The sequence below is a fragment of the Enterobacter sp. E20 genome (assembly GCF_000801755.2).
Lineage (GTDB): Bacteria > Pseudomonadota > Gammaproteobacteria > Enterobacterales > Enterobacteriaceae > Enterobacter > Enterobacter asburiae_B.
The window spans coordinates 3,340,959-3,363,517 of sequence record NZ_CP012999.1; the positions used below are offsets into that span (position 1 = coordinate 3,340,959).

Sequence of the window (22,559 nt, forward strand, 5' to 3'; positions counted from 1 at the left end):
TTTTTGCTTTCACCTTACATCAGCGGCATCGCTCGCTGCACGATATCAATCAGCGGCTGCGGATAGATACCGAAGATCAGCACCAGCAGTGCGGAGATAAGCACGACGATACCACCGGCGCTGTACTGCCAGTTGGTTGGGGCATCACGGTTGAGCTGCTGAGGCGCGCTCAGGTACAGGCTCACGGCCACGCGCAGGTAGTAGTAGAGGCCAATCGCGGAGCCGATAACCACGCCCGCGGTCAGCCACCACAGGTGCGCCTGCACACCGACGGCCAGCACGTAGAACTTACCGATAAAGCCAAGCGTCATCGGGATACCTGCCAGAGAGAGCATCATCACGGTCATTACCGCGGACAGGATCGGACGGTGCCAGAACAGACCACGGTAGGAGAACAGTGAATCGGCATCCGGGCCACGGTACGGGCTGGACATCAGGCTCACCACGCCGAAGGCGCCGAGACTGCTGAACAGGTAACCGGCCAGATACACGCCCACAGTTTCCATCGACATCTCGCCGCTCTGCAGCGCAATCAGCGCCACCATCAGGTAGCCCAGATGAGAGATAGACGAGTAGCCCAGCAGACGCTTGATGTTGGTCTGGCTCAGCGCCATCAGGTTACCGAAGATGATGGAGACGAACGCGATAATGCCCAGCACCACGCGAACCGCTTCGCTGTCACCAACCGGCGCGTACAGGAACAGACGCATGACCACACCGAAGATAGCGATCTTGCTCGCCGTCGCCAGGAAGGTCGACACCGGAGCCGGAGCGCCCTGGTATACGTCTGGCGTCCACAGGTGGAACGGCACCAGAGAGAGTTTGAAGCCGAGGCCAACGATCATCATGCCCAGACCCGCCAGCAGCAGCGGCTCATGCAGCATGCCGTCACCGAGGCTCTTGCCGAGCGCCATGAAAGAGAGGTTACCGGACTGTGCGTACAGCAGCGCAATACCAAACAGCAGGAACGAGGATGCCGCAGCAGACAGAATGGTGTACTTGATGCTTGCTTCCAGGGAGCGCTTCTGACGGAAGGCGTAACCAATCAGGCCGAACAGCGGTAAAGAGATCAGCTCAATACCAAGGAACAGCGCGGCCAGGTGGTTCGCATTCGCCAGCAGAATGCCGCCCAGCGCGGCAATCAGAACCAGCAGGTAAAACTCTTCTTTGTTGTCGTTGTAGCCTTCGAGCCACGGGTACGCAAAGGTACAGGTTGCCAGGCTCGCCAGCAGCACCAGACCGGTATACAGCATGGCGTAACCGTCAACGCGCATTAGCGGGGTGACGTCCATCGCCCCACCCTGGCCAACAAACCAGAGAGAAACTAACGCGGCGTTCAGGCCGATGACCGACAGCGTGGCATTCAGGAAGTGATTGCGTCGCCACGCAATGGAGAGCATCACAACCACCACCGTCAATCCGACGATCAGCAGCGGTAGCAGCGCGATCAGTTGTTGTGGAGTTATTGTCATGGCGAATTACGGCCTTGTAGTAGAAGCAGAATTAACAAACCACTGCTGGATGTTGCCCATCGCGCTATGCGAGGTATCCAGAATCGGCTGCGGGAAGAAGCCCAGCAGCACCAGCAGTACGACCAGCAGCAGGATGATGAACAGCTCACGCAGCGACATCCCCGGCAGTTCTTGTGCAGCAATTTCGCTCTTCGCTTTACCGAAGTAAGCGCGGTGCAGCATCGCCAGCGAGTACACGGAAGCGAACACCAGACCAAAGGTGGAGATCACGGTAATCACCGGTACCACTTTGAAGCTGCCGAACAGAATCATAAATTCGCCGACGAAGTTACCGGTACCCGGCATCCCCAGGGTAGCCACCGCGAAGAACATGGACAGCGCTGGCAGCCATTTAATTTTGCTCCACAGGCCGCCCATCATACGCATGTCGCGGGTATGCAGACGTTCGTACAGCTGACCGCACAGGATGAAGAGGCCGGCTGCGGACAGACCGTGCGCAATCATCTGGATCACCGCGCCCTGGTACGCCAGCTGGCTACCGGTGTAGATAGCAATAAGCACGAAGCCCATGTGGGAAACGGAGGTGTAGGCAATCAGACGCTTGATGTCGTACTGCGTGAAGGCCATCCAGGCACCGTAGAAGATACCGATCACACCCAGCCACATGGCAATAGGTGCGAACTCTGCGGAGGCATTCGGGAACAGCGGCAGTGCGAAACGCAGCAGACCGTAGGCCGCCGTTTTCAGCAAGATGCCCGCCAGGTCAACGGAACCCGCCGTTGGTGCCTGAGAGTGCGCGTCTGGCAGCCAGCCGTGCAGCGGAACGACCGGCATTTTCACCGCGAACGCGATGAAGAAGCCCAGCATCAGCAGGTATTCAACGCCGTGGGACATTGGCGTTTTCAGCAGATCTTCGTAGTTGAAGGTCCAGGTTCCGGTCGCGTTGTGGTGAACAAACACCAGCGCCAGAATGGCAATCAACATCACCAGACCACTCGCCTGGGTATAGATGAAGAACTTGGTTGCCGCCGTGATACGCGTTTTACCGTCGGACGCCTTGTGGCCCCACAGCGCGATCAGGAAGTACATCGGCACCAGCATCATCTCCCAGAAGAAGAAGAACAGGAACATGTCGATGGCAAGGAACACGCCGATCACGCCGCCCAGGATCCACATCAGGTTCAGGTGGAAGAAGCCCTGGTATTTTTCGATTTCTCGCCAGGAGCAAAGTACCGCCAGAACGCCGAGCAGACCGGTCAGCACCACCATCAGCAGCGACAGACCGTCAATCGCCAGGTGGATCGTAATGCCGAAACGCGGGATCCACGGCAGGATGAACTCAGACTGCCACTGCGGAATGCCCGCAGACTGGGTCAGTGAGTAACCGCCCTGCAACCACAGTTGCAGGCCAAGCGCGAGCGTCAATCCCATGGTGATCAGCGCGATCCAGCGCGGCATCTTCACGCCAAAGCGTTCAGTCTGCCAGCACAGGAAGCCGCCGATGAAGGGAATTAATATTAGCCAGGGTAGTAACATGGCGATTTACATTCCTTTTTAAGGCCCCCAGCAGGGGCCTGATTTTCAACGAATTCGAATAAAATTCACTTAACGATCAACGCAACACCATCAGCAGCGCCAGCACGACAACCGCACCGATGCTCATGGACGCCACATACCAGCGCAGGTAACCGTTCTCGCTGTACAGCAGGCCTTTACCTGCAAAGCGGGAAAGGATCGCCGGGATATTCATCAGGCTGTTCAGTGGGTCGCGCTTCAGCAGCCACGCAATGCCCAGGAACGGCTTAACGAAGATCATATCGTACAGCCAGTCGAAGCCCCACGCGTTGTACCACCAGGTGCCCAGCAGACGGCCCGGCGCACTGTTGGCAACGGCAGTCACCAGCGTACGTTTGCCCAGCCACAGCCATGCTGCGATCAGGATGCCCGCGATAGCGACCACACCGGAGGTGATTTCAAGCGTCAGAACGCGACCGTGCTCAAGCTCGGTGGTGTCTGGCAGTACGCCCTGCAGCGGTGGCACAATCATCGCGCCAACGAAGGTGGACAGTACCAGCAGCACAATCAGCGGCAGGTGGTGGGTAATTCCCTTCCCTGCGTGAGCGTGAATTTGTTCTTTACCGTGGAATACGATGAAAATCATACGGAAGGTATACAGGGAGGTCATGAACGCACCGACCAGACCCGCAACCATCAGATTGATATGACCATTCGCCATGGCACCCGCAAGGATTTCGTCCTTACTGAAGAAGCCCGCGGTGAGCATCGGCAGTGCCGCCAGCGCCGCGCCGCCTACCAGGAAGCAGATATAAACCAGCGGGATGGACTTACGCAGTCCGCCCATCTTGAAGATATTCTGCTCGTGGTGGCAGGCCAGGATCACGGAACCGGATGAGAGGAACAGCAGCGCTTTAAAGAACGCGTGCGTCATCAGGTGGAAAATGGCTGCGTCCCACGCCTGAACGCCCAGCGCCAGGAACATGTAACCAATCTGGCTCATGGTGGAGTACGCGAGAACGCGTTTGATGTCGGTCTGCACCAGCGCGGCAAAGCCTGCCAGCACCAGCGTGACCGCACCAACGATACCCACCAGATGCAGAATTTCCGGAGTCATCAGGAACAGGCCATGGGTACGCGCAATCAGGTAGACGCCCGCAGTTACCATGGTCGCGGCGTGGATCAGCGCGGAGACAGGGGTTGGACCCGCCATCGCGTCGGCCAGCCATGTCTGCAACGGCAGCTGCGCGGATTTACCCACGGCGCCACCCAGCAGCATCAGCGTTGCCCACCACAGCATGTTGTTGCCTGCAGCGAAGTGCGCTGGCGCCAGTTCCACCATTTCGCGGAAGTTCAGCGTGCCCAGCTCGTTGTAAAGAATGAACAGCGCGAAAGCGAGGAAGACGTCACCCACGCGGGTCACGACGAACGCTTTCATGGCCGCTGCGCCATTCTTCGGATCGGTGTAGTAGAAACCGATCAGCAGGTAAGAACACAGACCTACGCCTTCCCAGCCCAGATACATCAGCAGCAGGTTATCGGCCAGCACCAGAACCACCATGCTGGCGATAAACAGGTTGGTGTAGGCGAAGAAGCGGGAGTAACCCTCTTCACCGCGCATATACCAGGAGGCGAACATGTGGATCAGGAAGCCGACGCCGGTGACCACGGAGAGCATGGTCAGCGAGAGGCCGTCCAGCACCAGGTTGAAGCCGATGTTGAAATCACCGACCGACATCCAGGTCCACAGCGGCACGCTGAAAGGCTGACGCCCGTTGTTAAAGAAGTCGATACCCGCATACGCCGTTACCAGCGCAGCCAGACCGATGGAGCCAATGCCCACGGTCGCAGACAGATTCTCAGACCAGCGGCCGCGAGAAAACGCCAGCAGCACGAAGCCAATCAGCGGAAAAATAATGGTTAAGGCAAGCATGTTCATCCACGCAACTCACTTACTGAATCGATGTTCAGGTTCTGGCGGCGACGATGGAGCTGCAGCAACAGCGCCAGGCCAATACTCGCTTCGGCAGCCGCGAGGCTGATGGCGAGAATGTACATCACCTGACCATCGGTCTGGCCCCAGTAGCTTCCGGCGACCACGAAGGCCAGCGCGGAGGCGTTAATCATGATTTCCAGACCGATCAGCATAAACAGCAGATTGCGGCGGATAACCAGACCGGTCAGACCCAGAACGAATAAAATCGCAGCGAGGATCAGTCCATGTGTTAAGGGGATCATGCGCGCTCCTCCGTTTTTCTTTTCGCGCGGTCGTCAGTGCGGTTGCTCAGCACCTCGCCAGCACGCTCTTCGCGGCCAACGTGGAAAGCAACAACCAGACCTGCCAGCAGCAGCATTGAGGCCAGTTCAACCGCCAGAACGTATGGGCCAAAGAGGGTAATACCGACCTCTTTAGCGCCGATCGGCGTGCCGTCGATGCCCTGATCGTTGACGCCCAGAATGGCGTAAACAATCACCGCCAGCATGATGGCCGACAAAATTGCCGGACCAATCCATACCTGCGGTTTTAACCACTGACGTTCCTGCTCAATCTCAGAGCCGCCCAGGTTCAGCATCATCACCACAAACACGAACAGCACCATGATGGCCCCGGCGTAGACGATGATTTCCAGCGCACCGGCGAAGTGCGCGCCCAGTGCGAAGAACACCCCGGAAATGGCCAGCAGCGAGATGATTAAGTACAGCAGCGCATGCACCGGATTGGTGTGCGTAATTACTCGCAGCGTAGCCAGGATGGCGATAAGGCCACAGATATAAAAAGCGAATTCCATTGCCCTCTCCTTACGGTAACAGGCTCTTGACGTCGATAGGCTTAGCTTCGTTCTCTGCTTCGCCCTTATCTTTGCCGTCGATTGCCATACCCGCCATCCGGTAGAAGTTATATTCCGGGTATTTGCCCGGACCGGAAATCAGCAGATCCTCTTTCTCGTACACCAGGTCCTGACGCTTGTACTCACCCAGCTCGAAGTCTGGAGTCAGCTGAATCGCCGTGGTTGGGCACGCTTCTTCACACAGACCGCAGAAGATGCAGCGTGAGAAGTTGATGCGGAAGAACTCAGGGTACCAGCGGCCGTCTACCGTCTCTGCTTTCTGCAGAGAGATACAGCCGACCGGACACGCTACCGCACACAGGTTACAGGCAACGCAGCGCTCGGAACCGTCCGGGTCGCGCGTCAGCACGATACGGCCACGGTAGCGCGGCGGCAGATATACCGGCTCTTCCGGGTACATCCGGGTTTCGCGTTTGGCAAACGCGTGCAGGCCGATCATCCAGATACTGCGTACCTGGGTACCGAAGCCTACCAGTAATTCTTTTAAGGTCATGGTCTATAGCCCCTTATGGCTGCTGCCAGAGAATGACAGCCGCCGTTACCAACAAGTTGACGAGCGTCAGCGGCAGGCACACTTTCCAGCCGAAGGACATTACCTGGTCATAACGCGGACGCGGTAACGCTGCGCGAATCAAAATGAACATCATCATGAAGAACGCGGTTTTCAGCGCGAACCAGATGAACGGCGGTAAGAACGGGCCATGCCAGCCACCGAAGAACAGCGTTACCATCAACGCGGAAATGGTGACGATACCGATGTACTCGCCCACGAAGAACAGACCGAATTTCATACCGGAATATTCGATGTGGTAACCGTCGGCCAGTTCCTGTTCGGCTTCTGGCTGGTCAAACGGGTGACGGTGACACACGGCCACGCCCGCGATAGCAAAGGTAATAAACCCAAAGAACTGCGGGATAACGTTCCAGATGTCGGCCTGGTTATTGACGATGTCGGTCATGTTGAATGAACCAGCCTGCGCCACCACGCCCATCAGGGAGAGCCCCAGGAACACTTCGTAGCTCAGCGTCTGCGCGGAAGCACGCATCGCACCCAGCAGCGAGTATTTGTTGTTACTGGACCAGCCTGCGAACAGCACCGCGTACACCGCGAGGCCTGCCATCATCAGGAAGAACAGAATGCCGATGTTCAGGTCAGCAACCACCCAGGTCGGGCTGACCGGAACGATAGCAAACGCCAGCAGCAGCGAGGTGAAGGCGATCATCGGTGCCAGAGTAAAGATCACGCGGTCAGAGAAGCGCGGGATCCAGTCCTCTTTAAAGAACATCTTGATCATGTCCGCGACCAGCTGGAGTGAACCACCCCAGCCCACGCGGTTCGGTCCGTAACGGTTCTGGAACAGACCGAGCAGACGACGTTCACCAAAGCTCATGAACGCGCCGCAGGTGACCACCACCAGCAGGATAACAATCGCTTTCAGAATGCTCAGCAGGATGTCGATAAGATCCGGCGTTAACCAACTCATGCTTTTGCCTCCTGCAGATTATCAAGACGCGCACCCGCCAGAACCGGCGCGATGCCAGGCATACCCATCGGCAGACCCACCTGCCCTGCTGTCAGACCTTCGGAGATAATCAGCGGCAGGCTGATTGTCTGGCCGTCATAGCTAAAGGCGATGTTCGCGCCCGCGTTTACGCCAAGCTTCGCGGCATCCGCCGGGTTGAGCTTGATGTAAGGCTGCGGCATACGGGTCTGGAAGACAGGCGAACGCTGAGACAGCTCGTCGCTACCGAACAGATGGTAGTACGGCGCGATACGCCAGCTGCCATCCTGCGCCTGGAAGCTCGCCGGTACGGAGGTGAAGAAGTCCAGACCGGTTTCGGAGGCTTCAATCAGACGCACGCCCGGATCGCCGTGACGCAGGGAGCCACCCACTTCAGCCTGGAACTTGTTCCATGCCTGCGGGGAGTTCCAGCCCGGCGCCCATGCGAATGGGATTTGCGAACGCGGCGCAGACGGCTGGTTGTTCCCTTCCATTGAGAAGGCGAACATGGTGTCTTTATCCTGCGGCTGGCGCGGTTCGTGCACGCTGATATTGGCGCGCATCGCGGTACGGCCGCTGTAACGGTGCGGTTCACGCGCCAGTTTCTGGCCGCGAATGCGGAAGCTGGCTTCAGGTGCGGCATCTTTAATGCCTGCCAGCTGAGGCAGTTTCTCCACTACCGCGTCGATAACGTGGTCGAGCTGCGTCCAGTCCACTTCACGGCTCTGCACGGTGCTGTGCAGGGAGTGCAGCCAGCGCCAGCTTTCCAGCATTACGGTGTTGCTGTCGTAGTACGCCGGATCGTAAACCTGGAAGAAACGCTGTGCGCGACCTTCGTTGTTGATAACGGTACCGTCGCTTTCTGCGAAGCTTGCCGCAGAGAGCACCAGGTGCGCTTTGTCCATGATCGCGGTGCGCTGATGGTCAATGACCATTACCAGCGGCGCTTTGGAGAGCGCGGCGTCAACGCGAGCGGCAGAGGCGTGGCGATGCAGATCGTTTTCCAGCACCACAACGGCGTCAGCGGCACCGGACTCCAGTTCGCTTAACGCTGCTTCCAGCGAGCCGCCGCCGATCATGCCCAGACCGATGCTGTTTACCGCACGGGCAATCATGGTCACACCGACATCAGCACCGCGGCCTTTCAGGGCTTTGGCAACGTTGGCTGCCGCCTGAATGATCTCCGCGCTGCCGGCGTTGGTACCGGAAATAATCAGCGGTTTCTTCGCACCTGCCAGGGCCTGAACAATCACGTCAACCTTGTTCTGCAGGTCACGATCCAGTTCAACGGCCGGCGAGCTGCTGTCCAGCGCGTGGGCAATGGCAAAGCCGAGGCGCGCCTGATCTTCAACCGGCGCGCAGTAGGTCCACGCGGCGATATCGTCCAGACGGGTGTTGTCAACGTTGGTCACAAACAGAGGATGCTTCGCGCGCTGGCCGATGTTGAGGATCGCCGCAATCTGCCAGTCAGCCACTTTCTGCGCCGCTGCCATTTCACGTGCTTTACCCTTCACCGCCTGACGAACCGCCAGAGCCGCACGTGCGCCCGTCTGCGTCAGGTCTTCACCCAGCACCAGGACCGCATCATAAGATTCGATTTCGCGCAGCGCAGGGGTATGAATACCGCCTTCACGCAGCACTTTCAGTACCAGCTGCAGACGTTCCTGCTCGCCCTGAGCGATACCGGTATAGAAGTTTTCCGCTCCAACCAGCTCGCGCAGCGCGAAGTTGCTTTCGATGCTGGCGCGCGGGGAGCCGATACCGATCACTTTCTTCGACTGGCGCAGAATATCTGCCGCGCCCTGCATCGCCTGTTCAGCGTTCAGGGTAATGAAGTCGTCGCCACGGCGCTGAACCGGCTGACGCGGACGGTCTTTCAGGTTCACATAGCCATAGCCGAAACGACCGCGGTCGCAGAGGAAGTAGTGGTTAACGGTGCCGTTGTAACGGTTTTCGATACGACGCAGCTCGCCGTAACGCTCACCCGGGCTGGTGTTACAGCCGAGGGAACACTGCTGGCAGATGCTTGGCGCAAACTGCATGTCCCATTTACGGTTGTAACGCTCGGAGTGGGTTTTATCGGTGAATACGCCGGTCGGGCAGATTTCTACCAGGTTACCGGAGAATTCGCTTTCCAGCGTACCGTCTTCCGGACGACCGAAGTAGACGTTATCGTGCGCGCCATACACGCCCAGATCCTGACCGTCTGCATAGTCTTTGTAGTAACGCACGCAGCGGTAGCAGGCGATGCAGCGGTTCATTTCGTGAGAGATGAACGGCCCCAGATCCTGGTTACGGTGGGTACGCTTGGTAAAGCGATAGCGACGGAAGCTGTGGCCGGTCATCACGGTCATATCCTGAAGGTGGCAGTTACCGCCCTCTTCACAAACCGGACAGTCGTGCGGGTGGTTGGTCATCAACCATTCCACAACGCTTTCGCGGAACTGTTTGGCTTCTTCGTCATCAATCGAAATAAAAGTGCCTTCGGTGGCTGGCGTCATACAGGACATCACCAGGCGACCACGCGTGTCTTCCGCGTTTTGATATTGCTTCACCGCACACTGGCGGCAAGCACCGACGCTGCCCAGCGCCGGATGCCAGCAAAAGTACGGAATATCGAGGCCAAGAGACAGACAAGCTTCCAGCAGGTTGTCCGCCCCGTTGACTTCGTATTCTTTGCCGTCTACATGAATCGTAGCCATTAGCATGCTTCCAGTTGGCTCGGTCGAAACCGAGCGTTAATCAAAATTCTTGTCGTTACCAGCGCGCTTTAAGCAGGTTCGGCTGAATCCCACTAATCGCATGGGTATTGCTGAACGGCTGCTTGATGCCTGCTTCGAACTCGTCGCGGAAATATTTGATCGCGCTCTGCAGAGGTTCGACGGCACCCGGTGCGTGGGCACAGAAGGTTTTACCCGGGCCTAAGAATCGACACAGTTGCTCAAGCGTCTCGATATCCCCAGGCTGGCCTTCGCCACGTTCGATTGCGCGCAGGATCTTCACGCTCCACGGCAGACCATCACGGCACGGTGTACACCAGCCGCAGGACTCGCGGGCGAAGAACTCTTCCAGGTTACGCACCAGCGAGACCATGCCGATCTCGTGGTCGACGGCCATCGCCAGCGCCGTACCCAGACGGCTGCCTGCTTTACCAATGCTTTCGAATTCCATTGGCAGGTCAAGGTGGGCTTCGGTCAGGAAGTCTGTCCCTGCCCCACCCGGCTGCCAGGCTTTGAATTTCAGGCCATCGCGCATGCCGCCAGCGTAGTCTTCAAGAATTTCACGTGCGGTGGTACCGAACGGCAGTTCCCAGACGCCAGGATTTTTAACGCGACCAGAAAAGCCCATCAGCTTGGTACCGGCATCTTTGCTTGAGGAGATGCCCTGATACCACTCCACGCCGTTGGCGAGGATAGCCGGAACGTTACACAGGGTTTCAACGTTGTTTACGCAGGTCGGTTTACCCCATACGCCGGAGCTTGCCGGGAACGGTGGCTTGGAACGCGGGTTCGCGCGGCGGCCTTCCAGGGAGTTAATCAGCGCGGTTTCTTCACCGCAGATATAACGCCCTGCGCCGGTGTGCACGAACAGTTCAAAGTCAAAGCCGGTACCCAGGATGTTTTTACCCAGCAGGCCCGCTTCGGTGGCTTCGGCAATCGCGCGACGCAGGTTTTCCGCCGCTTCAATGTACTCACCGCGCAGGAAGATGTAGCCACGGTACGCTTTCAGCGCAAACGCGGAGATCAGCATGCCTTCCACCAGCAGGTGCGGCAGCTGTTCCATCAGCAGGCGGTCTTTGTAGGTGCCCGGCTCCATTTCATCGGCGTTACACAGCAGGTAACGGATGTTCATGGATTCGTCTTTCGGCATCAGGCTCCACTTCAGACCGGTGGAGAAGCCCGCACCGCCGCGCCCTTTCAGGCCGGAGTCTTTCACCGCATTAACGATGTCGTCCGGCGCCATGCCGCCAAGGGCTTTACGCGCGCCGGCATAGCCGTTTTTGCTCTGGTATTCGTCGAGCCATACCGGCTGTTTGTCATCGCGCAGACGCCAGGTCAGCGGATGCGTCTCAGCAGTACGAATTACAGTTTTCATTTGTACTGCTCCAGCAGGTCAGGAATCGCTTCCGGCGTCAGATGGCTGTGAGTGTCCTCATCAATCATCATGGTCGGCCCCTTGTCGCAGTTACCCAGGCAGCAGGTTGGCAGCAGGGTAAAGCGTCCATCGAACGTGGTCTGGCCCGGCTTGATATTGAGCTTTTTCTCAATCGCAGCCTGAATGCCCTGATAACCGGTGATGTGGCAGACAACGCTGTCACAGTAGCGGATCACATGGCGGCCTACCGGCTGACGGAAGATCTGGCTGTAGAACGTGGCTACGCCCTCTACGTCACTTGCCGGAATACCCAGCACTTTCGCGATCTCATAGATCGCCCCATCCGGCACCCAACCACGCTGTTTCTGTACGATTTTCAGCGCTTCAATGGACGCCGCACGCGGGTCTTCGTAGTGGTGCATCTCGTGCTCAATCGCGGCACGTTCTGCTTCACTCAGCTCAAAAGCCTCGGTTTGTGGTTGTTGATTCTCGTGCATAATTAGCGGTCCACATCTGACATAACAAAATCGATACTACCCAGATACACAATCAGGTCGGAGACCAGACTGCCGCGGATGGCGGACGGGATCTGCTGCAGGTGCGCAAAGCTCGGCGTACGCACGCGGGTACGGTAGCTCATGGTGCTGCCGTCACTGGTCAGGTAGTAACTGTTAATACCCTTGGTCGCTTCAATCATCTGGAAGGATTCTTGCGCCGGCATGACCGGACCCCAGGAAACCTGCAGGAAGTGGGTGATCAGGGTTTCGATATGTTGCAGCGTGCGCTCTTTCGGTGGCGGCGTCGTCAGCGGGTGATCCGCCTTGAACGGGCCTTCCGGCATGTTGTTGAGGCACTGCTCAAGGATGCGCAGACTCTGGCGCAGCTCTTCCACTTTCAGCATCACGCGGGTGTAGCAGTCGGAAACGCCGCCGCCCACCGGGACTTCAAAGTCGAAGTTCTCGTAGCCAGAGTAAGGACGGGCTTTACGCACGTCGAAATCAATACCGGTCGCACGCAGACCTGCACCTGTCGTACCCCACTCCAGCGCTTCTTTCGCGCCGTAGGCAGCAACGCCCTGGGAACGGCCTTTCAGGATGGTGTTACGCAGCGCGGCTTTCTCGTATGACGCCAGACGTTTTGGCATCCAGTCGAGGAACTCACGCAGCAGACGGTCCCAGCCGCGCGGCAGATCGTGTGCCACGCCGCCGATACGGAACCAGGCAGGGTGCATACGGAAACCGGTAATCGCTTCCACCAGATCGTAGATTTTCTGACGGTCGGTAAAGGCGAAGAAGACCGGGGTCATCGCGCCGACGTCCTGAATGAACGTGGAAATGTACAGCAGGTGGCTGTTGATACGGAACAGTTCTGACAGCATAACGCGAATCACGTTAACGCGATCCGGCGTAACGATACCCGCTAGTTTCTCAACGGCCAGCACGTATGGCATTTCGTTGACGCAGCCGCCGAGGTACTCGATACGGTCGGTATACGGAATGTAGCTGTGCCAGGACTGACGCTCGCCCATCTTTTCAGCGCCACGGTGGTGGTAGCCGATGTCCGGAACGCAGTCGACAATCTCTTCGCCATCAAGCTGAAGAATAATACGGAATGCACCGTGCGCAGACGGGTGGTTTGGACCGAGGTTGAGGAACATGAAGTCCTCGTTGTCGGTACCGCGCTTCATGCCCCAGTCTTCCGGCTTGAAGGTCAGCGCTTCCATCTCCAGATCCTGCTTGGCTTTGGTCAGCTCAAACGGATCGAATTCGGTTGCACGCGCAGGGTAGTCTTTACGCAGCGGGTGGCCGGTCCAGGTCTGCGGCATCATGATGCGCGTCAGATGCGGGTGGCCGTCGAAGGTCATGCCGAACATTTCCCAGGTTTCACGCTCATACCAGTTCGCGTTCGGGAAAAGTTTGGTGATCGTCGGCAGATGCATGTCGTTTTCAGACAATGCCACCTTGAGCATGATATCCGTATTACGGTCTATTGAGATCAGGTGGTAGAAAACGGAAAAATCCGCAGCAGGGAGACCCTGGCGGTGGGTACGCAGACGTTCATCCATGCCGTGTAAGTCAAACAGCATGACGTACGGTTTTGGCAATTTCTTGAGGAAATCGACAACTTCCAGCAATTGCTCACGCTTCACCCAAACAACGGGTACCCCGGTGCGGGTAGCCTGAACAGTAAAGGCATCCGGCCCAAAACGGTTGCGCAGTTCGCCAATGACTGGGTCATCCAGATGATCCCGGGTCTGCCAGGCGGCTTCTTGCGCGGTTAAGTCGGTCATATTGTTCACCATTGCAAATGGTCCGTGGTGACTGTTGAGCCTGGCTTCGCGCTATTTGAGTAGTGATATGCGAAGGTGTTCTCCAGGCCTACAGGCGCAAATTAAATTTCGTCAGGCGTACGCAGATTGGTGACGGCAATACGTTCACCACGTTTACGCTCGCGCTCAGACTGCATGTTCGCGCGATACACACCCTGATCGCCAACAACCCACGACAGTGGGCGACGTTCTTTACCAATAGATTCCTGCAGCAGCATCAGCGCCTGCATGTAGGCTTCCGGACGTGGCGGACAACCCGGGATGTACACATCCACTGGGATAAATTTATCTACGCCCTGCACGACGGAATAAATGTCGTACATACCGCCAGAGTTTGCACATGCGCCCATGGAGATAACCCATTTTGGCTCCAGCATCTGGTCATAAAGACGCTGAATAACAGGTGCCATCTTGGTAAAGCACGTACCGGCTACCACCATCAGGTCAGCCTGACGCGGGGAAGCACGGAGTACCTCGGCCCCAAAACGCGCAACGTCATGCACCGCAGTGAATGACGTCACCATTTCAACGTAGCAGCAAGAAAGGCCAAAGTTGTAAGGCCAGATGGAGTTCTTACGACCCCAGTTGACCATATCGTGCATGGCATGTTCGAGTTTGCCCATGTACACGCTTTTATTGACTTCTTGCTCCAGGGGGTCGGTTACGATCTCCTGTTTTTGCAGGGGGTAACGGTCATTCTCACCGTTAGGATCTATGCGGGTGAGCGTATAATCCATCTTATTGCCTCGCTGTTACTGCTGACGATTAGAGATACTGTTTTCCGGGTTGATGTGTTCACGACGTGAACGCGCAGGCGTCCAGTCAAGCGCGCCAATACGCACCAGATAAACCAGACCGGCCAGTAGCACTAAAATGAAAATTGCGGCCTCGACAAAGCCCACCCAACCACTTTCGCGGATGGACGTTGACCATGCGAAAAGGTAAAGCGCTTCCACGTCGAAGATGACGAAGAACATGGCTACCAGATAGAACTTGGCAGACAGGCGTAAGCGAGCGGAACCTACTGAATCAATACCTGATTCGAAAGGTGTGTTTTTGTGCCTTGCACGGGCGCGACCGCCCAGGAACCAGCCGCCGACTAACATCAGGCAGCACAGGCCAATGGCTACAATAAGAAAGATTGCGAATGCCCAGTGATGAGCGATGACTTCTGTGGATGTTGACATACTCATTGCTTACTCATCAAAAGTGATACCAACGACACTGCTCTTGCTGGCAGATGGGCATCACATCGATTCATGGGGAGGAACAAATAACCTTACACTAACTGTCAGAAATGAGACGTAGACAGCAAAATGATGGGGTTTTTTACTCCTTTCTATAACCTATTGTCAACTTTAACAAAGGTTTCTTCACATTAAATTACATCGAGCGATTCTCATTAACATTTGGTGCCCTTTAACCCTGGTGGGTGCATGACTTTCCGTCAAATGTATGTTGTTGAATCGTGTCCGTTTCGGAAGTAAAAAAAATAACCCTCCTATTTTGACAGGATTTGCCAACGATTCCTCCCCCCAAATAGGAGTATTTTCTTGATCTGCGACACGCTTTTGTTAATTCAACATGGAAAACGGCAACATATTTCCTGTTTTTTTAACATGAGAGGGATAGGGGCGAAGTTAGAACGGAAAACGGACAAGTTTTAAGCAAAAGTATTCAGCTTATTGATAAATAAGAGAGTATCCTGAAAACCCTTGCGCCATAAGCGGGTATTGTTGCGTAAAAAAAGCCACTCCATGTGAAAATCACACGAGTGGCTGTTTTTTACACTTACATTTTGTTACCAGAATATTGAGCTATCGATCACTCAAAATCCCCTTCGACGATCAGGGAGTCATCCCCCCCTTCGGAGGTAACGCGCTCGAACTGCCACGGGTTATGGTAGTTTTCCATCGCCTCGAACACCACTTTGGCCAACTCATTATGGCTGGACGAATTGTGGCAGAGCAGATACTCCGTATCCGGCAGCGCAGGAAGACCGTCGGATTTCCCCAGGACGCGCAGATCGGGGCTCATCATCTCTACCGGACGGGCCGTTACGCCCAGACCGGCCTTCACGGCGGCTCGAACCGCTGGCAGCGTGGAAGCCACATACGCCAGACGCCACGGAATGTTGGCCTCATTCAGCGCCGTGAGCACCATATCGCGGAACGGGCTCGGGTCATCCAGCAAGACCAGCGGAACCGGCTCCCCTTTTTGCAGCACGTACTCGGCTGCGCAATACCAGTGCGTAGGTGATGTGCGCAGCGTCAGGCAATCAAACTGCCCGGGACGATGCGTCGTCACCACAAGGTCGACTTTATGCTCATTTAACATCTCAACCATAAAGGCATTACGTTTTACGCTAACGTCCAGCGCAAGCTTCGGATAAACCGAACTAATACGGTTGAGAAGAAACGGCAATATAGTATCCGCTGACTCATCAGATGCGCCTAACGTTAACACCCCTTGAAGGTTGCTAAACATTAATGACATACATGCTTCATCATTAAAGCGAAGAATTTTCCTGGCATAACCCAGTAGCTGAATACCGTGTTCCGTTAAGAGCTTATTACGCCCGTGACGTGCAAAAAGCTCTTTACCAACCAGTTGCTCCAGCCGCTGCATTTGCTGGCTAACGGCGGACTGAGTTCGGCAAACGGCGGCAGCAGCTGCTGCAAAAGTGTTGAGATCGGCGACCGCAACAAACGTTCTCAGCAGATCGAGGTCGAGATTCATTATCGGACGATTTGCATTTATCATATCTATTCACTTTCAGGTTGCTCGTGCGGAGCTGCCCGGGTTGAAGCTGTGTGTAACAGTTAAGCAATTCCCTCTGAAGGTTTTCCCTCGCATCCCGGCCCGGCAGACTGCCTGACAGATAGTTATTGTGCTGCTTTATATCAACAGTCAGAAAGCACGTTTCATGACGTTATTTTTATTCTCTTAAACGTTCAGGATATTTAGATGTTCGCAGGTTTATGTAAATTACATTAAAGGTATAACACCTTTTCTGCCATCTTTATCGCAGCGCTGTCAACGTAGCAGGAGATGTGCGACACATTCCAGCCAGAGATAACTCCAACAATAACAATCAATTAATTCGAAAAGTCAGTGCCAGATATACAAAATTTTTGCATCTGTCCTCTGCTTTCCTGAAAGACATCTTAACCCAAATCCACTTTATTTATAAGTCTTATTGCAATATTGAGGATTAAAGAAGAATGTTAAGCTTCTAAACTAATTTTATTAAAATTAACTAAAGTTGCATTTTATAGGTTAATAATAAATAAATTTTAATTTAGATTAAGACCATTCATTAATGGCACTTAACATTAATTTCACATGAGTAACTTTTAGCCACATTATGCTTTTACAGGAACATGTATCAAGCATTCAGGTTTTACGAAAAGTCACGCCGGGTGATTGCTACCGTTGTCAGGTTCACCACTTATTTTTACCAGCACAATATACAGAATTCTGACAAATGAATAGCACATTTAACCTATCATCGTGCCATGCGCACAACTTTAAGACAGTAAAAAAGCTAACGCACAGCGAAAAAGATTTATCAAAATTTTGCTCCCGGCACAAAATCTTCTACTGCACACCCTTCAAAACGAAGCGAGGGGGGAGTACATTATTCCGTGCTGACTTCCACGGCAGGGAGCGGCAATAATAGCGAAAAGGTTAAAGGTTCATGTCCCCTATCGAAAAATCCAGCAAGCTAGATAACGTCTGTTATGACATCCGCGGCCCGGTTCTGAAAGAGGCAAAACGCCTTGAAGAGGAAGGCAACAAGGTTCTGAAACTCAACATTGGTAACCCTGCGCCATTTGGTTTTGAAGCGCCGGATGAAATTCTGGTTGATGTGATCCGCAACCTTCCAACTGCACAAGGCTATTGCGATTCAAAAGGACTTTACTCCGCACGTAAAGCCATCATGCAGCACTACCAGGCGCGCGGTATGCGTGACGTGACCGTTGAAGATATCTATATCGGCAACGGCGTTTCCGAACTGATCGTGCAGGCGATGCAGGCGCTGCTGAACAGCGGGGACGAAATGCTGGTGCCCGCGCCGGACTATCCGCTGTGGACGGCTGCCGTATCACTGTCGAGCGGGAAAGCCGTGCACTATCTGTGCGACGAGTCCTCCGACTGGTTCCCGGACCTCGATGATATTCGCGCAAAAATCACGCCCCGCACGCGCGGCATCGTGATCATTAACCCGAACAACCCGACGGGTGCAGTGTACTCAAAAGAGCTGCTGATGGAGATCGTCGAGCTCGCCCGCCAGCACAACCTGATCATCTTTGCCGACGAAATCTACGACAAGATCCTGTACGACGCGGCACAGCACCACTCAATCGCTGCGCTGGCACCGGATCTGCTGACCGTCACCTTTAACGGCCTGTCTAAAACCTACCGCGTGGCCGGTTTCCGTCAGGGCTGGATGGTACTGAACGGCCCGAAAAAGCACGCCAAAGGCTATATCGAAGGGCTGGAGATGCTGGCCTCGATGCGTTTATGCGCGAACGTGCCGGCGCAGCACGCAATCCAGACGGCGCTGGGTGGTTATCAGAGCATTAGCGAGTTCATCGTTCCCGGTGGTCGCCTGTATGAACAGCGCAACCGCGCGTGGGAGCTGATCAACGATATCCCGGGCGTTTCCTGCGTGAAGCCGAATGGCGCGCTGTATATGTTCCCGAAAATTGACGCGAAGCGCTTCAATATTCATGACGACCAGAAAATGGTGCTGGATTTCCTGCTTCAGGAAAAAGTGCTGCTGGTTCAGGGTACGGCGTTTAACTGGCCGTGGCCGGATCACGTGCGTATCGTGACGCTGCCGCGCGAAGATGACCTCGAAATGGCCATCAGCCGCTTCGGGCGCTTCCTCTCCGGATACCATCAGTAATCTTAAAATCAGGCTACTTCGGTAGCCTGATTTGCATCTTCCCTCCCCTCCCCGCACAATGAACGCCTGTCGCAGTGAAGACAAAAGGTAACCTATGAGTCAGAGTCATTTCTTCGCCCACCTCTCCCGCCTGAAACTCATCAACCGCTGGCCGCTGATGCGCAACGTGCGCACAGAGAACGTGTCAGAGCACAGTCTGCAGGTTGCCATGGTTGCCCATGCGCTGGCCGCCATTAAAAACCGCAAATTCAACGGCCAGGTCAATCCAGAGCGCATCGCCCTGCTGGCGATGTACCACGATGCGTCAGAAGTGCTGACCGGCGACCTGCCCACGCCGGTGAAATATTTCAACTCGCAAATTGCGCAGGAATATAAGGCCATCGAGAAAATTGCCCAGCAGAAGCTGATTGACATGGTGCCGGATGAGTTGCGCGACATTTTTGAGCCGCTCATCGATGAGCATCAGTACACGGAAGATGAAAAGTCGCTGGTCAAGCAGGCCGACGCGCTCTGCGCCTATCTGAAGTGTCTGGAAGAGCTGTCCGCGGGGAATAACGAATTTTTACTGGCGAAAACGCGTCTGGAAAAAACGCTGGAATCCCGCCGCAGCGAAGAGATGGACTATTTTATGCAGGTGTTTGTGCCAAGCTTCCATCTGTCGCTGGATGAGATTAGCCAGGATTCACCGTTGTAATCTGTTTGCCCAGCGGTGCTGCGCTTGCGGGGCCTGCGGGTTACAGGCCGGGTAAGGCGCAGCCGCCACCCGGCAAAATTATCAGAACGGGAACAGGACCGGTATCAACACCACGCACACTACCATTACCAGCACGGTGAACGGCACGCCCAGCTTCACGAAATCACTGAACTTATAATTCCCGGGCCCCAGCACCAGCGTATTCACCGGTGAAGAGACCGGCGTCATAAATGCCGCGGAGGCCGCCATTGCGACCATCATCGCAAAGGGATACGGCGACACGCCCATGGATTTGGCCATCGCCAGCGCAATCGGCGCCATCAGTACCGCCGTCGCGGTATTCGAGATAAACAGACCGATGGTGGCGCACATGATGAACAGACAGACCAGCATCATGTACGGCCCATACCCGCCGCCAACGTCCATTAAGCCTTTAACAATCAGATCCACCCCGCCGGTTTTTTGCAGCGCCAGCGCGAAGGGCATCATCCCGACAATGAGGATAATGCTCGGCCAGTGAATGGCTTTATACGCGCTTTCGGCGTCAATGCAGCGGAATTTGCCCATCAACAGGCAGGCGATAATTGCCGCGACCGGATTGGGGATTTCATCGGTCAGCATCAGCGCCACCATCAGCACCAGACAAAAAATCGCGTGGGGCGCCTGGCTGTGCGCCGGGGAGGCGTCGCTCTCCTCGACAGGCATGTTGAGCACCACAAAATCGCGCCCTTTTTGCCCTAGCTGGCTAATCAGCTTCCAGTTACCGACAACGAGGAAGATATCGCCCAGCAGGATCGGCTCATCCACCACCGCCCCTTCCAGCGCTACGCCATCGCGCTTCAGCCCCACGACATTCAGGCCATAGCGGGTTCGGAACCCCATTTCCCGCACGGTTTTGCCCAGCAGTTCCGATTCCGGGATCAGCGATACTTCGGCCATGCCGACATCCAGTGCCTGATCGGAGAAATACTCCCCGCGCAGCACCATCGGTTCCAGCAGCTGTTCGCTGCAAAACTCGCGCAGATCCACGTCCGCGGTGGACATATCAATCAGCAGGACATCCCGCGCGCGGAATTCCGACACCCCGTTGACGTTGACAATAACCCGGCGAAAACGACGCCAGCGCTCTACGCCGATCACGTTCGCGCCATAGCGCTCACGCAGCTTCAGGTCGTCAAGACGCTGTCCCACCATCGGCGAGCCGGGGCGAATAGCCAGACGGCGCGCGCGCCCGGTGAGACGGTACTCTTTAATCAGATCGCGGAAGGTGCGTCGCTTCCACCCTTCTTTATTTTTGTCCTGTTTTTCACCTTTCAGGGCAAACCGGGTCAGCAGCATGTAGACCACGCCCAACACCAGAATGACCAGCCCAAGCGGGGTGACGCTGAAAAAACTGAAGCCCTGGAATCCTTCCCGGATAAGCTCGCTGTTGACGACCAGGTTCGGCGGCGTTGCCACCAGCGTCATCATGCCGCTGATCAAACCGGCAAAACTCAGGGGCATCATCAGGCGCGACGGCGAGATCTGCATCCGCATGGAGACGCTCAGCACCACCGGGATAAAGATGGCGACAACGCCCGTTGAGCTCATAAACGCTCCCAGCCCGGCGACGGTCACCATCAGGTAGATCAGCATTTTGGTTTCGCTGCTGCCCGCCACCTTCACCAGCCACGACCCCATGATGGTCGCCACGCCGGTACGCACCAGCCCATCACCAATAATAAACAGGGCGGCAATCAGGATAACGTTGGGATCGCTAAACCCGGAAAACGCTTCCGGTAGCGTGAGCGTTCCGCTCAGCACAAACGCGACGATGACAAACAAGGCGACAGCGTCCATGCGTACCTTGCCCGTTGCAAAAAGAAGGATGGCGATTAAAAGCAGGCTCAGGACCCAAATCAGTTCACCGTTCACAACATGTCCTTGTCAGTGGGAGATGAGGAATTTTGCCATAAAAAAGCCCCAGCAATGTGGGGCTATATCATGTGATTACTTTTTTAGCGAGACGGTTACAACCCCGTCAGAGGCTTTCGAAACAGCCAGCGCCGTCAGTGAATCCAGCACAAAGTCTGCCTCCTCCAGCCGGGGGGATCCCGCCGGAACATTCACCGCGATAACGTGGCTTCCGGCGTTCAGCCCGGCCAGTACGCCAGCGGCCGCGTCTTCCACCACCACGCACTCTTCAGGCTCGAGGCCCAGCAGTTCAGCGCCCAGTAAAAACGCGTCGGGCTCCGGTTTACCGCGCTTTACGCGCTCCGCCGTGATAAACACTTCTGGCGTCGGCAGACCTGCCGCCTTGTGACGGGCGTGGGCGACGGGAATGGAGCCTGAGGTAACGATAGCCCATGGGATCTGCGCCTCGTTCAGATGCTCAAGCAGCTCGCGCGCGCCCGGTAACGCGGTAATGCCGTCCGTATCCGTGGCTTCAATATGTTCCAGATATTTGAACTCCGCCTGAATTTCGTCCTCAGAGCGTCCGGCCAGGAAGTGCCGTAGCGAGGTGATGGCCTGTTTGCCATGGATAAAATTCAGCACGTCCTGATGCTCTATGCCATGTCTGTCAGCCCAATGGCACCAGGAACGCTCCACAACCGGCAGCGAATCCACCAGCGTACCGTCCAGATCAAACAGAAAACCTCTACACTGCACACGCACCTCCGTCAGGCATTAATGATTTGTTGAATTTCGTTGCTGCTTAAATGGTACTGACGCGGGCAGGCGTGCCACGCGCTTAGCATTCGCTGATATTTATCCCACATAGGGGTCTGCGCGTTGAAGCCGTGGGTGCCCGCGTCAAAGTGGGTATAGCGCCCTTCTGTATTCACCATAAAGCGAACATAGCTCAGATAACGCGCTTCCGTTGCGGCATCAAAGCCTAAGAAGGTCACGCGGCGCTCGTCGATGGACTGCTGATCTTTGAGATTCGTCCAGGACACGTGCAGGGCGTGATACATCTCCATAATGTCGATCACGATGCGACAGGTTTCTTCTTTCAGCTCGCCAAACTCGCGGTCCAGTTCGCGCATTTGCAAACCAAAACCGCGTTCAACGATGGTTTGCAGGCGGCTGTAGCGCGCAGCGTTATCGGGATCAAGCATAGTCATCATCTTGTACTGGTTGGACAAAATCAGACGTTGAGCATGGGTCATTTCCATCTTTCGACTCCTGTAGCGCATTGCACTTTAAAA

General features: G+C 55.6%; 19 protein-coding genes. 2 read left to right on the forward strand and 17 right to left on the reverse strand.

All coding sequences use genetic code 11. The features are described 5' to 3' along the window. Positions 1 to 14 precede the first annotated feature (14 nt). The 14 genes from nuoN to lrhA all read right to left on the reverse strand — a co-directional run bounded on the left by nuoN (position 15) and on the right by lrhA (position 16,525). A complete protein-coding gene (gene nuoN / locus NI40_RS15530) occupies positions 15 to 1,472 on the reverse strand; it encodes an NADH-quinone oxidoreductase subunit NuoN (protein WP_023312531.1) in 1,458 nt (485 codons plus the stop codon). Positions 1,473 to 1,478: 6 nt separating this feature from the next. Continuing rightward, complete coding sequence (gene nuoM / locus NI40_RS15535) at positions 1,479 to 3,008, reverse strand: NADH-quinone oxidoreductase subunit M (RefSeq protein ID WP_023312532.1); 1,530 nt, start codon at positions 3,006 to 3,008, stop codon at positions 1,479 to 1,481. Between the two features lie 76 nt (positions 3,009 to 3,084). Further along, positions 3,085 to 4,926, reverse strand: a complete 1,842-nt coding sequence (nuoL, locus tag NI40_RS15540; RefSeq protein ID WP_039263220.1) for an NADH-quinone oxidoreductase subunit L — start codon at positions 4,924 to 4,926, stop codon at positions 3,085 to 3,087. After that, entirely contained in the window at positions 4,923 to 5,225 is a 303-nt protein-coding gene (gene nuoK / locus NI40_RS15545) for an NADH-quinone oxidoreductase subunit NuoK (RefSeq protein WP_003861496.1), read from the reverse strand. The genes nuoL and nuoK overlap by 4 nt, the downstream gene beginning before the upstream one ends. Then, positions 5,222 to 5,776 (reverse strand): NADH-quinone oxidoreductase subunit J, encoded by a 555-nt coding sequence (gene nuoJ / locus NI40_RS15550; RefSeq protein WP_023312534.1) that lies wholly within the window; start codon positions 5,774 to 5,776, stop codon positions 5,222 to 5,224. Before nuoJ ends, nuoK begins: the two co-directional genes overlap by 4 nt. A gap of 10 nt (positions 5,777 to 5,786) precedes the next feature. Further along, positions 5,787 to 6,329, reverse strand: a complete 543-nt coding sequence (gene nuoI, locus NI40_RS15555) for an NADH-quinone oxidoreductase subunit NuoI (RefSeq protein WP_003861491.1) — start codon at positions 6,327 to 6,329, stop codon at positions 5,787 to 5,789. A gap of 13 nt (positions 6,330 to 6,342) precedes the next feature. After that, positions 6,343 to 7,320: an NADH-quinone oxidoreductase subunit NuoH gene (gene nuoH / locus NI40_RS15560; protein WP_008500211.1), complete on the reverse strand. Its 978-nt coding sequence runs from the start codon at positions 7,318 to 7,320 to the stop codon at positions 6,343 to 6,345. After that, positions 7,317 to 10,040, reverse strand: coding sequence for an NADH-quinone oxidoreductase subunit NuoG (gene nuoG / locus NI40_RS15565; RefSeq protein WP_039263221.1), 2,724 nt, complete (start codon positions 10,038 to 10,040; stop codon positions 7,317 to 7,319). The genes nuoH and nuoG overlap by 4 nt, the downstream gene beginning before the upstream one ends. 55 nt (positions 10,041 to 10,095) lie before the next feature. Beyond that, complete coding sequence (nuoF, locus tag NI40_RS15570) at positions 10,096 to 11,433, reverse strand: NADH-quinone oxidoreductase subunit NuoF (RefSeq protein WP_039263222.1); 1,338 nt, start codon at positions 11,431 to 11,433, stop codon at positions 10,096 to 10,098. Next, positions 11,430 to 11,930 (reverse strand): NADH-quinone oxidoreductase subunit NuoE, encoded by a 501-nt coding sequence (gene nuoE, locus NI40_RS15575; protein WP_006176513.1) that lies wholly within the window; start codon positions 11,928 to 11,930, stop codon positions 11,430 to 11,432. The genes nuoF and nuoE overlap by 4 nt, the downstream gene beginning before the upstream one ends. A gap of 2 nt (positions 11,931 to 11,932) precedes the next feature. Beyond that, positions 11,933 to 13,735 (reverse strand): NADH-quinone oxidoreductase subunit C/D, encoded by a 1,803-nt coding sequence (gene nuoC / locus NI40_RS15580; RefSeq protein ID WP_023312537.1) that lies wholly within the window; start codon positions 13,733 to 13,735, stop codon positions 11,933 to 11,935. Between the two features lie 89 nt (positions 13,736 to 13,824). After that, positions 13,825 to 14,499 carry an NADH-quinone oxidoreductase subunit NuoB gene (gene nuoB / locus NI40_RS15585; protein ID WP_003861482.1) on the reverse strand — a complete coding sequence of 225 codons (675 nt, stop codon included), beginning with the start codon at positions 14,497 to 14,499 and terminating at the stop codon, positions 13,825 to 13,827. A 15-nt stretch (positions 14,500 to 14,514) separates the two neighbouring features. Next, positions 14,515 to 14,955, reverse strand: coding sequence for an NADH-quinone oxidoreductase subunit NuoA (gene nuoA / locus NI40_RS15590; protein ID WP_014171000.1), 441 nt, complete (start codon positions 14,953 to 14,955; stop codon positions 14,515 to 14,517). 631 nt (positions 14,956 to 15,586) lie between these two features. Further along, on the reverse strand, positions 15,587 to 16,525 hold the full coding sequence (gene lrhA, locus NI40_RS15595; protein WP_029741933.1) for a transcriptional regulator LrhA: 939 nt from the start codon (positions 16,523 to 16,525) through the stop codon (positions 15,587 to 15,589). A 937-nt stretch (positions 16,526 to 17,462) separates the two neighbouring features. Between lrhA and alaA the strand changes: the two genes are divergently transcribed. Then, positions 17,463 to 18,677 (forward strand): alanine transaminase AlaA, encoded by a 1,215-nt coding sequence (gene alaA / locus NI40_RS15600; RefSeq protein ID WP_008500204.1) that lies wholly within the window; start codon positions 17,463 to 17,465, stop codon positions 18,675 to 18,677. 94 nt (positions 18,678 to 18,771) lie between these two features. Further along, the gene (gene yfbR, locus NI40_RS15605; RefSeq protein ID WP_023312539.1) at positions 18,772 to 19,371 is read left to right on the forward strand and encodes a 5'-deoxynucleotidase; all 600 of its coding nucleotides are present in this window, start codon (positions 18,772 to 18,774) and stop codon (positions 19,369 to 19,371) included. A gap of 81 nt (positions 19,372 to 19,452) precedes the next feature. Here the strand turns inward: yfbR and NI40_RS15610 are convergent, their stop codons facing one another. The 3 genes from NI40_RS15610 to NI40_RS15620 form a co-directional block, all read right to left on the reverse strand. Continuing rightward, the gene (locus NI40_RS15610) at positions 19,453 to 21,285 is read right to left on the reverse strand and encodes an SLC13 family permease (RefSeq protein ID WP_039263223.1); all 1,833 of its coding nucleotides are present in this window, start codon (positions 21,283 to 21,285) and stop codon (positions 19,453 to 19,455) included. A gap of 75 nt (positions 21,286 to 21,360) precedes the next feature. After that, on the reverse strand, positions 21,361 to 22,020 hold the full coding sequence (locus tag NI40_RS15615) for a sugar phosphatase (protein WP_039263224.1): 660 nt from the start codon (positions 22,018 to 22,020) through the stop codon (positions 21,361 to 21,363). A gap of 11 nt (positions 22,021 to 22,031) precedes the next feature. Beyond that, entirely contained in the window at positions 22,032 to 22,526 is a 495-nt protein-coding gene (locus NI40_RS15620; protein ID WP_008502874.1) for a YfbU family protein, read from the reverse strand. Positions 22,527 to 22,559 lie beyond the last annotated feature (33 nt).

Bases quoted from the DNA above. Each gene is read 5' to 3' on its own strand.
- nuoN (WP_023312531.1), bottom strand. From the start codon at position 1,472: ATGACAATAACTCCACAACAACTGATCGCGCTGCTACCGCTGCTGATC.
- nuoM (WP_023312532.1), bottom strand. From the start codon at position 3,008: ATGTTACTACCCTGGCTAATATTAATTCCCTTCATCGGCGGCTTCCTG.
- nuoL (WP_039263220.1), bottom strand. From the start codon at position 4,926: ATGAACATGCTTGCCTTAACCATTATTTTTCCGCTGATTGGCTTCGTG.
- nuoK (WP_003861496.1), bottom strand. From the start codon at position 5,225: ATGATCCCCTTAACACATGGACTGATCCTCGCTGCGATTTTATTCGTT.
- nuoJ (WP_023312534.1), bottom strand. From the start codon at position 5,776: ATGGAATTCGCTTTTTATATCTGTGGCCTTATCGCCATCCTGGCTACG.
- nuoI (WP_003861491.1), bottom strand. From the start codon at position 6,329: ATGACCTTAAAAGAATTACTGGTAGGCTTCGGTACCCAGGTACGCAGT.
- nuoH (WP_008500211.1), bottom strand. From the start codon at position 7,320: ATGAGTTGGTTAACGCCGGATCTTATCGACATCCTGCTGAGCATTCTG.
- nuoG (WP_039263221.1), bottom strand. From the start codon at position 10,040: ATGGCTACGATTCATGTAGACGGCAAAGAATACGAAGTCAACGGGGCG.
- nuoF (WP_039263222.1), bottom strand. From the start codon at position 11,433: ATGAAAACTGTAATTCGTACTGCTGAGACGCATCCGCTGACCTGGCGT.
- nuoE (WP_006176513.1), bottom strand. From the start codon at position 11,930: ATGCACGAGAATCAACAACCACAAACCGAGGCTTTTGAGCTGAGTGAA.
- nuoC (WP_023312537.1), bottom strand. From the start codon at position 13,735: ATGGTGAACAATATGACCGACTTAACCGCGCAAGAAGCCGCCTGGCAG.
- nuoB (WP_003861482.1), bottom strand. From the start codon at position 14,499: ATGGATTATACGCTCACCCGCATAGATCCTAACGGTGAGAATGACCGT.
- nuoA (WP_014171000.1), bottom strand. From the start codon at position 14,955: ATGAGTATGTCAACATCCACAGAAGTCATCGCTCATCACTGGGCATTC.
- lrhA (WP_029741933.1), bottom strand. From the start codon at position 16,525: ATGATAAATGCAAATCGTCCGATAATGAATCTCGACCTCGATCTGCTG.
- alaA (WP_008500204.1), top strand. From the start codon at position 17,463: ATGTCCCCTATCGAAAAATCCAGCAAGCTAGATAACGTCTGTTATGAC.
- yfbR (WP_023312539.1), top strand. From the start codon at position 18,772: ATGAGTCAGAGTCATTTCTTCGCCCACCTCTCCCGCCTGAAACTCATC.
- NI40_RS15620 (WP_008502874.1), bottom strand. From the start codon at position 22,526: ATGGAAATGACCCATGCTCAACGTCTGATTTTGTCCAACCAGTACAAG.